Annotated in this window: 13 protein-coding genes and 1 rRNA gene; all 14 read left to right on the plus strand. The window is 43.5% G+C overall.

Going from position 1 to position 17,230, the window contains the following annotated elements; all coding sequences use genetic code 11:
* Positions 1-108 (plus strand): 5S ribosomal RNA (rrf, locus tag HF894_RS10610); the annotation flags it as partial.
* Between the two features lie 196 nt (positions 109-304).
* Positions 305-895 carry a hypothetical protein gene (locus HF894_RS10615; protein ID WP_204972256.1) on the plus strand — a complete coding sequence of 197 codons (591 nt, stop codon included), beginning with the start codon at positions 305-307 and terminating at the stop codon, positions 893-895.
* A 14-nt stretch (positions 896-909) separates the two neighbouring features.
* Positions 910-1,752, plus strand: a complete 843-nt coding sequence (locus tag HF894_RS10620) for a DUF2764 family protein (protein ID WP_204969757.1) — start codon at positions 910-912, stop codon at positions 1,750-1,752.
* 19 nt (positions 1,753-1,771) lie between these two features.
* A complete protein-coding gene (locus HF894_RS10625; protein WP_075316677.1) occupies positions 1,772-3,526 on the plus strand; it encodes a V-type ATP synthase subunit A in 1,755 nt (584 codons plus the stop codon).
* Positions 3,527-3,571: 45 nt separating this feature from the next.
* Positions 3,572-4,903 (plus strand): V-type ATP synthase subunit B, encoded by a 1,332-nt coding sequence (locus HF894_RS10630; RefSeq protein ID WP_021848156.1) that lies wholly within the window; start codon positions 3,572-3,574, stop codon positions 4,901-4,903.
* 13 nt (positions 4,904-4,916) lie between these two features.
* A complete protein-coding gene (locus HF894_RS10635; RefSeq protein WP_204969756.1) occupies positions 4,917-5,522 on the plus strand; it encodes a V-type ATP synthase subunit D in 606 nt (201 codons plus the stop codon).
* Entirely contained in the window at positions 5,519-7,351 is a 1,833-nt protein-coding gene (locus HF894_RS10640; protein ID WP_204972258.1) for a V-type ATP synthase subunit I, read from the plus strand. The genes HF894_RS10635 and HF894_RS10640 overlap by 4 nt, the downstream gene beginning before the upstream one ends.
* Before the next feature lie 29 nt (positions 7,352-7,380).
* On the plus strand, positions 7,381-7,800 hold the full coding sequence (locus HF894_RS10645) for a hypothetical protein (RefSeq protein ID WP_021848159.1): 420 nt from the start codon (positions 7,381-7,383) through the stop codon (positions 7,798-7,800).
* 257 nt (positions 7,801-8,057) lie between these two features.
* The gene (locus HF894_RS10650; RefSeq protein ID WP_204972260.1) at positions 8,058-9,725 is read left to right on the plus strand and encodes a glycogen/starch synthase; all 1,668 of its coding nucleotides are present in this window, start codon (positions 8,058-8,060) and stop codon (positions 9,723-9,725) included.
* 42 nt (positions 9,726-9,767) lie between these two features.
* Complete coding sequence (locus HF894_RS10655) at positions 9,768-12,332, plus strand: glycosyltransferase family 1 protein (protein WP_021848161.1); 2,565 nt, start codon at positions 9,768-9,770, stop codon at positions 12,330-12,332.
* A gap of 965 nt (positions 12,333-13,297) precedes the next feature.
* Entirely contained in the window at positions 13,298-14,032 is a 735-nt protein-coding gene (fabG, locus tag HF894_RS10660; RefSeq protein ID WP_021848164.1) for a 3-oxoacyl-ACP reductase FabG, read from the plus strand.
* 9 nt (positions 14,033-14,041) lie between these two features.
* Positions 14,042-15,265: a beta-ketoacyl-[acyl-carrier-protein] synthase family protein gene (locus HF894_RS10665; protein ID WP_021848165.1), complete on the plus strand. Its 1,224-nt coding sequence runs from the start codon at positions 14,042-14,044 to the stop codon at positions 15,263-15,265.
* A gap of 4 nt (positions 15,266-15,269) precedes the next feature.
* The gene (locus tag HF894_RS10670; protein WP_204972263.1) at positions 15,270-16,571 is read left to right on the plus strand and encodes a hypothetical protein; all 1,302 of its coding nucleotides are present in this window, start codon (positions 15,270-15,272) and stop codon (positions 16,569-16,571) included.
* Positions 16,572-16,598: 27 nt separating this feature from the next.
* Entirely contained in the window at positions 16,599-17,159 is a 561-nt protein-coding gene (locus HF894_RS10675) for a porin family protein (protein WP_204972265.1), read from the plus strand.
* Positions 17,160-17,230: the final 71 nt, after the last annotated feature.

Below are 17,230 nucleotides of genomic sequence, written 5' to 3' on the forward strand. Positions count from 1 at the left end.
GGTGGCTATAGCACCGGGGTTCCACCTCTTCCCATTCCGAACAGAGAAGTTAAGCCCGGTCACGCCGATGGTACTGCGTAACAGTGGGAGAGTAGGTCGCCGCCGTTTTTCTTCAGAAGTCCTCCGCAACAATTCTGTTGTGGGGGACTCTTTTTTTGTTCATTATCCCCCTTTTTTAAACCTCTCTGCATTTTTCTTTCATTCTTTTTATTTTATATCCAAGCAAATTTTGTAATTTTGGCCAAAATCTAATGAGGAGAAAAATCACGTATAGAAAATAAATTAACATATAACTCCTATAAATATGGAAAACAAAATTCAAGAGCTGACCGACAAGATTTATCGTGAAGGGGTCGAGAAAGGGAATGAAGAAGCCCGTAAATTAGTATTGGAGGCCCAAGCGGAAGCGAAGAAAATTGTAGACGAAGCTCATAAAGAGGCCGAGCAGATTTTGGCCAATGCTCGTAAGTCTGCTGATGAATTGTCAGAGAATACGAAGTCTGAATTGAAGCTGTTTGCAGGACAGGCTGTAAATGCTTTGAAGTCTGAAATCACTTCCGTCGTAAGTGGATCAATTGTTGATACAGACGTAAAAGCTTTTGCTGCAAATAAGGACTATCTGAATGCCTTTATTGTTGCATTAGCTGAAAAATGGAGCGTGGACGAGCCTATTGTCATCTCTACGGCAGATGCAGAAGGACTAAAGAAATATTTCGCATCAAAAGCTAAAGCTTTTTTGGACAAAGGCGTCAGAATTGAGCAAGTGAACGGTATCAAGACGTTGTTCACTGTGTCACCGGCAAGTGGTGCCTATAAGGTGAACTTTGGCGAGGAAGAGTTTATGAACTACTTCAAGGAATTTTTGCGTCCACAACTGGTGGAAATGTTATTTTAAATCCCTGTCAGGATATGAGTAAATACTATTACTTGGTAGCTGGTTTGCCCGATTTGGCTTTGGATGACAGCAAACTGAGTTATACGGTAGCAGATTTCAAGACAGAGTTTTATCCTTATTTGTCAGATGCGGATAAAAAGTTAATAGACCTGTTCTATTTGAAGTTTGATAATGCGAATGTATTGAAACTTTTGAAAGACAGGGATGCGGTGATTGATACCTGCGGATTGTATTCAGTAGACGAACTGTCTGGTTTTATAGCTATGCTGAAGGACGGTGACGAGGTACCTGACCGTGTATTTCCTTCTTACCTTTCTGCGTTTATCTCCGACTATTTCAATCAACCAACCGAGGAGATGAATTCTTTGCCAGAGAATCGTCTGGCCGGATTGTATTATGCTTATGCAATGAAGTGTAAGAATCGGTTCGTTTCCGATTGGTTTAGCTTCAATCTCACAGTCAACAATATTTTGGTTGCACTTACAGCCCGTAAGTATAAGTTTGAAGTCGCTCCTCTGATTGTGGGCGACACCAGTATCTGCGAAGCATTGCGTACGTCGACTGCACGCGATTTCGGTTTGGGTACTGAGGTCGATTATTTGGATCAGCTGATGAAGATCAGTGAGGTAGAAGAGTTGGTTGAACGTGAGAAAAAGATAGATCAGTTGCGTTGGAACTGGATGGAAGAAGCTACTTTCTTCAATTATTTTACCATTGAACGTTTGTTTGTATTTCTGTTGCAGCTTGAGATGATTGAACGTTGGCTTTCTTTGGACAAAGAACGTGGAAGTCAGTTGTTCCGCAGTATGATTGATGCATTGAAAAACGAAGTACAGATACCCGCGGAATTCAGATAAATAAAATTGTTAATATTATATGGCAACAAAAGGAACTGTTAGTGGCGTAATCGCCAACATGGTGACGCTTGTCGTTGACGGCCCGGTGGCACAGAATGAGATTTGTTACATCTCTACCGGGGGCGACCGTCTGATGGCAGAGGTTATCAAGGTTGTAGGTGCCCAAGTATATGTTCAGGTGTTCGAAAGTACGCGTGGACTGAAGGTAGGTGCTGAAGCCGAATTTACCGGACACATGCTCGAAGTGACGTTAGGACCGGGTATGTTGTCCAAAAACTACGATGGTTTGCAGAACGACCTGGACAAGATGGAGGGTGTTTTCCTGAAGCGAGGTCAGTATACTTATCCTTTGGACAAGGAAAAGAAGTGGCATTTTGTTCCCTTGGTAAAGCCCGGTGATAAGGTGGAAGCCGCTGCCTGGCTTGGAAAGGTGGAAGAGAATTTTCAGCCGCTTAAAATCATGGTGCCTTTCGCACAGAAGGGCATTTGTACTGTGAAGTCGATAGTTTCGGAAGGTGATTATACCATCGAGGATACTGTCGCTGTGCTGACAGCAGAAGATGGTAGTGAAGTGGAAGTCAACATGATTCAGAAATGGCCGGTGAAGCGTGCCATGACCAACTACAAGGAGAAACCCCGTCCTTTCAAATTGCTGGAAACGGGTGTTCGTGTGATTGATACGGTGAACCCCATTGTAGAAGGTGGTACAGGATTTATTCCTGGTCCGTTTGGTACCGGTAAGACGGTGCTTCAGCATGCCATTTCCAAGCAGGCGGAAGCAGATATCGTAATCATAGCTGCCTGTGGTGAACGTGCTAATGAGGTCGTGGAAATCTTTACAGAATTCCCTGAACTGGTAGACCCGCATACAGGTCGTAAATTGATGGAACGTACCATCATCATTGCCAATACTTCAAACATGCCGGTGGCTGCCCGTGAAGCTTCTGTATACACGGCTATGACCATTGCCGAATACTATCGCAGTATGGGCTTGAAGGTATTGTTGATGGCCGACTCTACTTCCCGTTGGGCACAGGCTTTGCGTGAGATGTCCAACCGTATGGAGGAACTGCCGGGTCCCGATGCATTCCCTATGGATTTGTCTTCCATTATCTCCAACTTCTATGGTCGTGCCGGTTATGTCGTATTGAACAATGGTGAGACCGGTTCTATTACCTTTATTGGTACCGTATCTCCTGCCGGTGGTAACCTGAAGGAACCTGTAACTGAAAATACGAAGAAGGTGGCCCGTTGCTTCTATGCCCTTGAGCAGGACCGTGCAGACAAGAAGCGTTACCCTGCCGTAAATCCTATTGATTCATATTCCAAATATATTGAATATCCTGAATTTGAAGATTATATCAGCAAACGTATCAATGGAGAGTGGATCGGAAAGGTAAATGAAATCAAAACTCGTCTCCAGCGTGGTAAGGAAATTGCCGAACAGATCAATATCTTGGGTGATGACGGTGTACCCGTAGATTACCACGTCATTTTCTGGAAATCGGAATTGATTGACTTTGTGATTTTGCAGCAGGATGCTTTCGACGAAATTGATGCCGTGACTCCGATGGAACGTCAGGAAGAAATTCTGAATATGGTTATCGAAATCTGCCATACGGACTTCACTTTCGACAACTTCAACGAAGTAATGGATTACTTTAAGAAAATGATCAATATCTGCAAGCAGATGAACTACTCGAAGTTCAAATCTCCCGAATACGAAGCATTCCGTCAGCAATTGCAGGCGTTGATCGAAGAGCGGAAGGCATGATTGAATTTTGAGAACACGAATATTAAATTGCTAAGTATTTGAACAATGGCAACAAAAGCATTTCAAAAAATATATACCAAAATAACTCAGATTACGAAGGCTACCTGTTCGTTGAAAGCTACGGGAGTAGGGTATGACGAGTTGGCAACCGTAAACGGCAAGCTTGCACAGGTAGTGAAGATTGCCGGGGATGAAGTGACCTTGCAGGTATTCGAAGGTACCGAAGGTATTCCCACCAATGCCGAAGTGGTATTCTTGGGTAAGGCACCTACGTTGAAGGTGAGCGAGCAGCTTGCCGGACGTTTCTTTAACGCTTTCGGTGATCCCATTGACGGAGGACCGGAAATTGAAGGACAGGAAGTGGAAATCGGCGGTCCGTCGGTAAATCCCGTTCGTCGTAAGCAACCGTCTGAATTGATTGCGACCGGTATTGCTGGTATCGACTTGAATAATACGCTGGTGTCCGGTCAGAAGATTCCTTTCTTTGCTGATCCTGACCAGCCTTTCAATCAGGTAATGGCCAATGTGGCCCTCCGTGCCGAGACCGATAAGATTATCTTGGGTGGTATGGGTATGACGAACGATGACTACCTTTATTTTAAAAATGTATTCTCCAATGCTGGTGCTCTTAGCCGAATTGTCAGCTTTGTGAATACGACAGAAAATCCGCCGGTAGAACGTCTGCTTGTTCCTGATATGGCTCTGACAGCTGCCGAATATTTTGCTGTGCAGCACAACGAGAAGGTGTTGGTACTTCTGACTGATATGACTTCTTATTCCGACGCGTTGGCCATTGTGTCCAATCGTATGGACCAGATTCCGTCGAAGGACTCTATGCCGGGTTCGCTGTATTCTGACTTGGCCAAGATCTATGAGAAGGCCGTACAGTTCCCTAGTGGAGGTTCCATCACGATTATCGCAGTGACCACCCTTTCGGGAGGTGACATTACGCACGCTGTGCCCGATAATACCGGTTATATCACTGAAGGTCAGCTTTTCCTGCGTCGTGACAGTGATATTGGTAAGGTTATCGTAGACCCCTTCCGTTCTTTGTCTCGTCTGAAACAGTTGGTTACCGGTAAGAAGACTCGTAAGGACCATCCGCAAGTGATGAATGCTGCTGTCCGTCTGTATGCCGATGCTGCCAACGCCAAGACCAAGTTGGAGAATGGTTTCGACCTGACAAACTATGATGAGCGTACGCTTGCTTTCGCCAAGGATTACTCCAACCAGTTGCTGGCCATCGATGTCAATCTCGATACGACCGAGATGCTTGATGTGGCCTGGAGCTTGTTCGGCAAGTATTTCAAGCCGGAAGAAGTGAACATAAAGAAGGAACTGGTCGATCAGTATTGGCCGGCCGGCAAGGCAAATTAAAGAATCATAAAGAATGGCTATTAAGTTTCAATATAACAAGACCTCGCTCCAGCAGCTTGAAAAGCAACTGAAAGTGCGGGTGCGTACCCTTCCTATTATTAAGAATAAGGAGAGTGCACTGCGCATGGAGGTGAAGCGTTGCAAGACCGACGCTCAGGCACTGGAACAACGGTTGGAAAAGGAAATACAAGCTTACGAAGCCATGTTCGCTCTATGGAATGAGTTCGACAGCTCGCTGATTAAGGTCAGTGATGTACATTTGGGAGTTCGCAAGATTGCCGGTGTACGGGTGCCCCAGTTAGAGAATATCGATTTTGATATCCGTCCGTACAGTCTGTTCAATGCCCCCAAATGGTATGCTGACGGTCTGAATCTGCTGAAAGAGCTGGCTCATACTGCTATTGAGCGTGAGTTCACGGTTGCCAAGCTGAACTTGCTCGAACATGCCCGTAAGAAGACTACACAGAAAGTGAACCTTTTCGAAAAAGTACAAATTCCCGGCTATCAGGATGCCCTGCGTAAGATCAAACGGTTCATGGAAGATGAAGAGAACCTGTCCAAGTCTTCGCAGAAGATCATGAAGTCCCATCAGGAAAAAAGGAAGGAGGCAGAGGCATGATTACAAAAATGAAGAAGCTCACATTCCTTATTTATCATAAGGAGTATGAACAGTTCCTTGAGCAGATCCGTGGGTTGGGAGTCGTACACATTGTAGAGAAGCAGTGTGGCGAGATGGACGATCGGTTGCAGCGTTTCATGCAGAAGCGTGCGCTGTACAAGAATACGCTGAATGCCATGAATAATCTGGCCGGTAAAGACCTGTCTGCAACGGTGCGTACAGGTGTTTCAGCCGACGAAGTGGTCAGCGCATACGAAGATTTGCAGTCCCATATTCAGGAACTGGGGCAGAAACTTCCCCAGCTTGACAAGGATATTGCACAGATGCAGGTTTGGGGTGATTTCGACTGGACCGCTGTCCGTAAACTTCGTGATGCTGGCTGGTACGTTCAGTTTTATTCCTGTACAGAGAAAGAATACGACGAAGCTTGGGAGTCCGATTATAACGCCGTTCGTATTCAGGAACAGGGTGGACACATTTATTTTGTGACCGTTACGCCTGGTCCGTTGGAAGGGCTGGATATGGAACCCCTCCGTCTGCCTTCTGCCAGCTTGTCTGAGTTATTAGCTCGGAAAGCCGATACAGAATTGCAGATAGAACAGGCACAAGCCGATTTGAAAGCATTTTGTCAGGCCAACTGCAAGACGCTCGAGCATGGCAACCTATTGCTTCAAGGGGATATAGACCTGCTGAAGGTAAAACTCAACAGCGAACACATGGCTGATGGTGCTGTTGTCCTGTTGGAAGGATGGATTCCTGTCGATAATGAACCCGAAGTAAAGCAGCTGCTGGACAACAGTGGTGTCTATTATGAGATCCGGAATGCTACGAAAGAAGACAATGCGCCCATCAAGTTGCGTAACAACGCTTTTGCCCGCATGTACGAGGTGCTTACCAAGATGTACGGTATGCCCGACTATGCTGAGTTCGATCCGACTCCCATTTTGGCTCCCTTCTTCTCTCTGTTTTTCGCCTTTTGTATGGGTGATGCAGGTTATGGAGTTGTGCTGATTATTCTGGGTTTTATTCTGAAGAAGAAACTTTCCAAGTCGCTGAGCGGTATGATGAATTTGGTCATTACGTTGGGTGTCTTTACGACAGTCATCGGTACGATTCTTGGTACTTGTTTCGGCGTTAGTCTGTTCGACCTCGAACTGCCTGAGTTTATCAAGCAATTTATGATTGTCGGTAAGATAGGTGAAACCACTTACGATAAGCAGATGTTGCTTGCTCTCATCATCGGTGTGGTACATATCAGTATTGCCATGACGGTGAAGGCTATAGGCGAAACTGTCCGTTACGGTTTCAAGGAGTCGCTCAGCTCGTGGGGCTGGCTGCTGTTGGTTGTCGGTGGTGTATGCGTCGGTAGCCTTTCGTTCTTCGAAGTCATTTCGGAGCACGTATCTACTTGGGCATTCATCATTATCGGTGGTGTATCGGCCATAGGTATTTATCTGTTGAACAATCTTCATCGCAATGTGCTGGTCAACATTGGTGCTGGCATCTGGGATACGTACAATATGGCTACAGGCCTTATGGGTGATATACTTTCCTATATTCGTTTGTATGCTCTTGGATTGGCCGGTGGTATGCTGGGTGGTGTGTTCAACCAGCTTGCTTTTATGGTCAACGATGCAGCCGGACCTGCTTTAGGATGGTTGTTCTGTGGTCTCATTCTGGTGTTCGGTCATACACTGAACATTGCGATGTCCTGTTTGAGTGCGTTTGTTCATCCACTCCGCCTGACATTCGTCGAATATTTCAAAAATTCCGGTTACAATGGAAAAGGAGAGGAATATGCTCCTTTTACTACGGTTGAAAACAAATAAAATTAGAAACAAATAAAAACAAAAACATTATGAATGAAATTTTAGGTTATCTCGGTTTGGGCCTGATGTTGGCCCTGGCAGGTATTGGTAGTTGCTTTGGTACGACAATCGCAGGAAATGCGGCAGAAGGTGCATTGAAGAAAGATCCTTCCAAGTCTGCCAGCTACATGATTTTGTCAGCTCTTCCTGCCACGCAGGGTTTGTATGGTTTCGTGGCATTTTTGATGTCCATGGGACGTGATTTTACGACAGAAGGTCCTTTGATGCTGGGTATTGGTTTGGGTGTCGGTCTGGTATGTTTGTTCTCTGCCATCCGTCAGGGACAGATTTGTGCCAATGGTATCGTGGGTATTTCCCAGGGTCATGACGTGCAAACCAATACCATGATTTATGCGGCTTTGCCTGAATTCTATGCAATTCTTGCTTTGGTAGCTGCTTTGATGGTATAATCGACGTTTTTTTTCAAAAAACAGGCTACCCCTGCCTCTGTTGTCTTCCCAGGACAGCATGGAGGCGGGGGTTGTCTTTTTGCATACGTTTGCTTGTTTCCTTTTCTTCATTTTTTTCGGTTAAAAGGTTATTTTTCAAAGAATAATATGTACTTTTGCATCCGTTTTTGAGAGCAACGTAATTATGTTACTGGAGTTGCGTCAGTCGATTTGTTTATTACAGGGAGGCTGTACGCTATCAGAATAATATTAGAGATATGAGTAAAGAATTGTTGACCCCCGACTATATTTTCGAAGCAAGTTGGGAAGTTTGTAATAAAGTGGGGGGCATATACACGGTGTTATCTACACGGGCCAAAACATTGCAGGAGCAATTCCGTGATAGAATATTCTTTATAGGACCGGATTTCTGGAAGGGGAAAGAAAATCCTCTTTTCACAGAATACGATAACCTTTGTGCAGCGTGGAAGGAATATGCTGCTTCACACGATAATTTGTCTGTCAGAGTAGGCCGTTGGAATGTTCCGGGTGAACCGATTGTCATTCTGGTTGATTTCCAGCCTTTCTTCGCGCAGAAGAACGACATTTATACAGAAATGTGGAATCGTTATCAGGTTGATTCGTTGCATGCTTACGGCGACTACGATGAAGCTTCCATGTTTGCTTTTGCTGCTGGAAAAGTGGTTGAAAGTTTCTATCGCTACAATCTGACAGATACGGACAAGGTCGTTTTTCAGGCACACGAATGGATGACGGGCATGGGAGCTCTTTATTTGCAGGCAGCTGTACCCGAAATCGCAACTATTTTCACCACACATGCCACGTCGATTGGACGTTCCATTGCCGGTAATGGGAAACCTTTGTATGACTATCTTTTTGCATACAATGGAGATCAGATGGCTCAGGAACTGAATATGCAGTCCAAGCATTCCATCGAAAAGCAGACAGCTCACTATGTAGACTGCTTCACAACGGTGAGTGAAATTACCAATAATGAATGTAAGGAATTACTCGACAAACCTGCCGATGTCATTTTGGTCAATGGTTTTGAGGATGGATTCGTTCCGAAAGGATCCACGTATACAGGTAAGCGTAAGCGTGCTCGTGCTTTGAAGCTCCGCTTGGCCAGTTGCCTGGTCGGCGAGATTTTTTCTGACGAAGATACGCTTATCATTTCTACCAGTGGTCGCTATGAGTTTAAAAACAAGGGTATCAATGTCTTCTTGGAGGCCCTGAACCGTTTGAACCGCGATAAAAACCTGAAGAAAAAAGTGCTGGCTTTTGTCAATGTACCCAGTTGGGTGGGAGAGCCTCGTGAGGAATTGCAGCAGCGAATGAAAAGTAAGGAAACTTTCGATACGCCTTTGCAATGTCCTTTCATTACCCACTGGCTTCATAATATGACTCACGACCAGGTACTCGACATGCTGAAATATCTGGGTATGGGCAACCGCCCCGAGGATAAGGTGAAGGTCATCTTCGTTCCTTGTTACTTGGATGGTAAGGATGGTATCCTTAACAAGCTCTACTACGATCTTGTGTTGGGTAGCGACCTTAGTGTCTATCCGTCCTATTACGAACCTTGGGGATATACTCCGTTGGAGAGCATTGCTTTCCATGTACCTACTATTACGACAGATTTGGCCGGCTTTGGCCTCTGGATCAAGAGCCTGAAGAATGTCCATGGCATCGACGATGGTGTGGAAGTGCTTCACCGTTCGGACTACAACTATTCCGAAGTGGCTGACGGCATCAAGGACACTATCACAGCTTTCTCGGCCAAGACTCCTGCCGAAGTTCGTGAGATCCGCAAGCGGGCTGCTGCCGTATCCGAACTGGCATTGTGGAAGCATTTTATCACGCACTATTACGAAGCCTACGATTTCGCTTTGCGTCGTGCAAAAGAGCGTCTGTTGAACCTGTAAACTGAATTGAATAGAAATTATTAATCAAACTTATCATATACAATGAAGATTAAAGTTAGTAATGTAAACACTCCGAACTGGAAAGATGTGAATGTAAAGTCGCACATTCCGGCTGAGTTGGAGAAATTGTCTGAATTGGCACGCAACATCTGGTGGTCTTGGAATTATGAGGCTACCGAACTGTTCAGAGACCTTGACCCTGCTTTGTGGAAAGAGGTAGGACAGAATCCCGTGCTTTTGTTGGAACGTATGAGCTATGCTAAACTTGAAGCGCTTGCGAATGATAAGGTTATCCTGCGCAGAATGGATGATGTATACTCTAAGTTCCGTACATATATGGATGTGGAGCCCGACAAGAAGCGTCCCTCCGTGGCCTATTTCAGTATGGAATATGGTTTGAATCACGTTCTGAAAATATATTCTGGTGGTCTGGGCGTATTGGCCGGCGATTACCTGAAGGAAGCTTCGGACAGCAATGTTGACTTGTGTGCGGTAGGTTTCCTCTATCGTTACGGTTACTTCACGCAAACCCTGTCGATGGATGGTCAGCAGATTGCCAACTACGAAGCTCAGAACTTCGGCCAGTTGCCTATCGACCGTGTACTCGACGAGAACGGCAATCAGGTGATCGTGGATGTTCCCTATCTGGACTACTATGTACATGCTTATATATGGAGAGTCAATGTAGGCCGTATCTCTCTCTATTTGCTCGATACGGATAATGAGCTGAACAGCGAATTTGACCGTTCTATTACCCATGTTCTTTACGGTGGTGACTGGGAAAACCGTCTGAAGCAGGAGATTCTGCTCGGTATCGGTGGTATGTTGACTCTGAAGAAACTGGGCATCAAGAAAGATGTTTATCACTGCAATGAAGGACACGCAGCCCTCATCAACGTACAGCGTATCTGCGATTACGTAGCTGAAGGCCTTACTTACGATCAGGCCATTGAGTTGGTTCGTGCCTCTTCACTTTATACTGTACACACTCCTGTACCTGCCGGTCACGACTACTTCGACGAAGGTCTTTTCGGTAAATACATGGGCGGTTATCCTTCTCGTATGGGTATTTCCTGGGATGATCTGATGGACTTGGGTCGTAACAATCCGGGTGACAAGGGCGAACGCTTCTGTATGTCAGTGTTTGCTTGCAACACATCTCAGGAAGTCAACGGTGTAAGCTGGCTGCACGGTAAAGTATCTCAGGAAATGTTCTCCAGCATTTGGAAGGGTTATTTCCCTGAAGAAAACCACGTAGGCTACGTTACCAATGGTGTACACTTCCCTACTTGGAGCGCTACCGAGTGGAAACAGCTTTATGCTCAGTATTTCGATGAGAACTTCTGGTATGACCAGTCAAACGAGAAGATTTGGAAGGCTATCTACGATGTGCCCGATGAAGTGATTTGGAAGACTCGCATGGCGTTGAAGAACAAACTTATCGACTATGTACGCAAGCAGTATCGCGAAACTTGGTTGAAGAATCAGGGTGATCCTTCTCGCATTGTGTCTTTGCTTGACAAGATCAATCCTAATGCACTGCTTATCGGTTTCGGTCGTCGTTTTGCTACTTACAAGCGTGCCCACCTGCTGTTCACCGACCTTGATCGTCTGTCCAAGATCGTGAACAACCCCGACTATCCGGTACAGTTCCTCTTCACCGGTAAGGCTCACCCGCACGATGGTGCCGGTCAGGGACTTATCAAGAAGATCATTGAGATCTCACGTCGTCCCGAGTTCCTCGGCAAGATTATCTTCCTCGAGAATTACGACATGCAGCTCGCACGCCGTCTTGTTTCCGGTGTAGATATCTGGTTGAACACGCCGACCCGTCCGCTCGAAGCTTCCGGTACGTCCGGCGAAAAAGCTTTGATGAACGGTGTTGTCAACTTCTCCGTACTCGACGGCTGGTGGCTCGAAGGCTACCGTGAAGGTGCCGGTTGGGCTTTGACTGAGAAACGTACTTATCAGAATCAGGAACATCAGGATCAGCTGGATGCTGCTACTATCTATAGCATCCTTGAGACCGAGATCCTGCCGCTCTACTATGCACGCAACAAGAAGGGCTATTCCGAAGGCTGGATCAAGACGATCAAGAATTCTATCGCCCAGATTGCTCCTCACTATACGATGAAGCGTCAGCTTGACGACTACTTCGAGAAGTTCTACAACAAGGAAGCCAAGCGTTTCCATCTGTTGGCTGCCAACAACTACGCCAAGGCCAAAGAAATTGCCGCTTGGAAGGAACAGGTAGTTGAAAAGTGGGATAGTATCGAAATCGTATCCTGCGAGAAGACCGAAGAGCTTGTTAAGGGTTCTATCGAGAGCGGTAAGGAATATACCATTACTTACGTTATCGACGAGAAAGGTCTGAACGATGCCATCGGACTCGAACTGGTGACTACTTACACTTCTGCCGACGGTAAGCAGCATGTTTACTCTGTCGAGCCGTTCGAAGTAGTGAAGAAAGAGGGTAATCTTTATACTTTCCAGGCTAAGCACAAGCTGGAGAATGCCGGTAGCTTTAAAGTTTCCTACCGTATGTTCCCCAAGAATTCCGACTTGCCTCATCGTCAGGACTTCTGCTATGTGCGTTGGTTCGTGTAATAAGGTTTTGTCTTATTCATTATTATATAAATAAAAAAGAGAGTGTACTCTGTAGTGCACTCTCTTTTTTTATGCCTTTCATCTGGTTTATTAAATGGTTGCAAACTTCTATGCTGATTCATAGGAAATGCTGATTTTTTTATATTCTTTCAGCTTTTGTCGTTGTTTGTTTTTTTAAAATATTTCTTTAGGCAAATTTGTCGTGTAATGTCTGTTCTGAAATGCCTATCTGTGATACCTTGATTTCTTTCTGTTTCTTTGTTAATGCCTTTCATCTTTTATTTCGTGGAAAAATAATGTGACTTCTCGTAAAGTCCCTCTTTATGCCCGTAAAGTGCCTCTTTATACTCGTAAAGTGCCACTTTGTGAGTGTAAAGAGCCTATTGGCGTTTGGTAAATCCTTATTTTAGTAGTATGAAAAAATTATAAATATGATGATTCTGATTTGGTATAATTATTTTTTGCATATATTCAATATTCTCAAAAAATATTGTATCTTTGCCAATGAAATATTATTGATTGTTTGATGTAAATATATCTATTTTTTACTAGTTGTTACATTGAATTTTGATAATAAAGATATGATGATAATATGGCTTAAAAGTAGAATAAGATATATTAGATGGATAAAAAAAGTGCTTATTCAGTTTTTGCTATTAAGGTGTGGATAGTGTTTTGAAGAATAGAAAGTTTGTATTTGTGGCTTTTTGTTGGTTGAAATTTGATATAATTAAAATTTTCTATTGCTGGTGAAAATGCTTCTAAAAGTGTAGATGGTGTATAAATATGGTATATATATCGATTATTGATTTGGAAGCAAAGTGTGGTGCTTGTAAATGATGCGAAGGAATTTTTGCAAGATATTAGTAAGATTGGCGCGGGTAATTCTAACTAAAGGATAGTCCGCTCGATTTAAATTTGCTGAGGATTTCATTCATGGATATAATAAAATATAAAATGGATTTATGAAGAAATATGCTTTAGTAACAGGTGGCTCCAGAGGATTGGGACGCGCAATTTGTCAGATGTTTGCGCAAAGGAATATCCCAGTGCTTATCAATTATCAAACGAATCAGCAAGCAGCTGAAGAAGTTCGTGATTCGATTATTGCTTGTGGAGGAGAGGCTGATTTGTTACAATTCAATGTTGGTAATGAAGAAGAGGTGAGCAGGGCTCTTGATGCATGGGAACAGGCTCATCCAGATGACTATATTGCGTACCTTGTCAACAATGCCGGTATTCGTCGAGACAACGTGTTGTTTATGATGCCTGAGCAAGATTGGCACGATGTAATAAATACCTCTTTGAACGGCTTTTATTACGTTACGCGTAAATTGTTGCCTAAAATGATGATGCGTAAACATGGTGGACGTATTGTGAATATGGCTTCACTTTCCGGTATAAAGGGAATGCCTGGGCAAACTAATTATAGTGCGGCTAAGGCTGCTTTAATTGGTGCAACAAAAGCTTTAGCACAAGAAGTCGCTTCAAGAAATGTAACAGTGAATGCAGTGGCACCGGGATTTATTGAAACAGATATGACAAAAGATCTCCCTCAAGAACAGTTGAAAGATCTTGTGCCCATGAAACGTTTTGGTAAACCGGCAGAAGTTGCTGCTCTCGTAGGTTTTATTTGTTCGGAAGAGGCCAGTTATATTACAGGCGAGGTGATTTCAATTAATGGAGGACTATATACATAATTTATACATATGTCAAGAAGAGTAGTTATTACTGGCATGGGCATTTGGTCATGCATAGGAACAAGTATTGAAGCAGTAAAAGAATCTTTATATCAAGGAAAATCAGGGATTGGTCTGGATCCTCAAAGATTGGAATATGGTTATCGGTCTGGTCTGAAAGGGATTGTTGAGAAGCCTGTTTTGACAAAGAAAGATTTGGATAGACATATACGTGCGGGATTGTCCGAAGAAGCAGAATACGCCTTTATGGCAAGTCGCCAGGCTTTTAAGCAGGCAGGCATCGATGACCAATATTTATTGAATAATGAAGTTGGTTGTATTTTTGGAAACGATTCTTCTGCAAAGCCTGTTGTTGAGTCGGCTAAAATCATGGAGGAAAAACATGATACCGCAATGTTAGGCTATGGATTGATTTTTCAGTCCATGAATTCTACCGTTAATATGAATTTGAGTACAATATTTCATCTTCGCGGTGTGAATTTTACAATAAGTGCAGCATGTGCTAGTGGAAGTCATTCTATAGGTTTGGGATATATGCTGATAAAGCAAGGACTTCAAGATATGGTGTTGTGTGGAGGCGCACAAGAAACGAATTATTATTCAATGGCTTCTTTTGACGCTTTGTCTGCTTTCTCAGTGCGGATGGATAGTCCTACGGAAGCTTCTCGTCCATTTGATCGCGATCGTGATGGCTTGATTCCTAGTGGAGGTGCAGCGGCTTTGGTTCTTGAAGATTATGATCATGCATTGGCTCGTGGAGCAAATATATTATGTGAAGTAGTGGGGTATGGATTTTCTAGCAATGGCGGTGGCATTTCACAGCCTAGTGATGATGGATGTGCGATTGCTATGAGTCGGGCGATGAGTGATGCTGGCGTAGGACCTGATGATATTGATTATATCAATGCGCATGCGACATCAACTCTGCAAGGGGATATGTATGAAGCAAAAGCTCTGACACGTCTGTTTGATGGAAAGCATGCTCTGATTTCGAGTACAAAATCAATGACAGGACATGAATGCTGGATGGCGGGTGCGAGTGAAATCGTTTATTCCATTATTATGATGCAAAATAATTTTGTGGCACCTAATATTAATTTGCAAACTCCTGATGAGCATGCTGCATCGCTTAATCTTGTTAGGAATACGGTTGATGTGGAAATTAATACGGTGTTATCAAATTCTTTCGGTTTCGGGGGAACTAATAGTGCATTGGTAATTAAAAAAATATAAGGACATGAAAGAGAGAGTTTTTATTGTTGTTTTGATGGCATTAATGTCGATGCCGATAATGGCTCGCGATGCTATAAAGGTTGTTAATGGCGATTTGTCTGTATTCAATAATCCGAGCATTGTTGCTACAGTAAAATTTGATTATACTGATTTGCAGATAGAAGGAAAGCCTTACATGGAACATTTGAAATCACGGGGTAGTGATTTTGTGAGAGACTGGCCTTCGGAATCACAGACTAGTGAGAATTATTTTGTGAAGTGCTGGAATCATGATAATGAGGATGGTATGCAGCTGACCACTGCTAGTGGTAAAGAATATACGATGGTGTTTGTGGTAACAGAAATGGATATGGGTAGCGGTGCCGCTTCCATGTTGGTAGGCTTTGGCGCTGGTGGTGCGAAGATGTCTGGCATGATGTACATTCTGAAAGGGAACAGTGACGTACCAGTATTAACAGTCAGCATTGATGGACAAAGCGGTAGGAGTGGCATGACTGAAATAGCCCGTCGTGTTGATCTTTATGGTGAATTGGCGGAGGACATGGTAGAAAAATTGCAAAAAACGAAGCAATCGAAAGTGCCGGCATCAACTGAAGCTGTAGTAATACCTTCGAAAGGAGGAAAAAGTACAACTAAGGCGACAGCATCGTCTTCAAAATCTGTTTCAAAAGTTGAAGCAAAGAAGAGTGAAACCAGCAACGGGAAACAAAAGAAGGCTGTTAGCGCATCCAAAAAAAATGCAGCAGTGTCAAAAAGCAGTAATGCTCGTCTCAAAATATTGAAAGAAGCTAAAGGCGAAATAATACCTCGCAGAAGGAAACCGATCTTGGGAGATTTTGAGTTGTTTGAGAAGGAAGACAAGATTGGACTCTATTTTGATTTTTCGGCTGCTCAGATTATGGAACGCTCAGAAGAAGAATTTATTAGCTATATGTCGTCGCCTGCCAGTGGAAAAGATCGTGATCCTCAGTTCTCTGAAACATGGGAAAATACGATAAAGCCAGAGCTGGAATCTCTATTCTGCGAGATTGTAAACAGCGAATTGCGGGAAGAAGATTGCGGCATACGATTTGTTTCGGATATAAATTGTGATTATGTACTTAAGGTAGAAGTTTTGGAATTGGATGATGACGCGAATAATATCATTAATTTCTTGTTTGTCAATATGCAGACAGGAAATGTTGACGCTCAAATCAAGTGTGAATCAAAAGGTGGCCGTATGGGGCGCTATGTAGGACTTCTGAATCAAGGATTTGAGAGTGCTGGAGAAAATTTTGCAGAGATGTTTTTAGACCAGATAGATTAATGAATTGTTAATTTAAATGATGTTATTATGAAAAAAGTTATTTTAGCTTCGTTGTTGTGCTTTTTCTCTTTATTATCGCAAGCACAGATCGTGGAGAATTTAGAGTATCCCAGTTTCCACTTTGGTATTAGAGGTGCCTATACATCTAATCGGGCCTTTTTTAGTGGAGATGGAACTTCCGATTCTAAGATCTTCGGTTCTTTAGGTTTGGCAATGGATTTTCGTATTGCCTCTATTCCACTTTATTTGGAGACTGGTTGGTATTATATGAATAAAGGATGGGAGGGTTCTGAAGATTGTGATTATGATGGAGGATATGATACAGACAACCATTCAGTTATAATGCCTATGTTGGCAAGCTATCATTTGTATTTGACAGATAATATGTCTATTCAACCCTTTGCAGGTCCTTATATCGGCTATGGAGTTGATCGAGAACGTTTTGATTATGGACTTCGTACTGGTATAGGATGGAATTTGGGTCGTCTTTACGTAAATACAGGATATGATTTCGGATTTGAAAGAGAAGGTTATAGAACTGGAACATACTTCTGCACGGTTGGATTTAATTTTTGTGGAGGTTATTGATATTTTGATATAATTTAAGTAGTTCATATAGAATAAGGAAATAGGAAGAAAAAGGCTCCTGAAAGCCTTAT

It is taken from the genome of Caecibacteroides pullorum, assembly GCF_019239235.1.
Classification (GTDB): Bacteria; Bacteroidota; Bacteroidia; order Bacteroidales; family Bacteroidaceae; genus Bacteroides; species Bacteroides pullorum.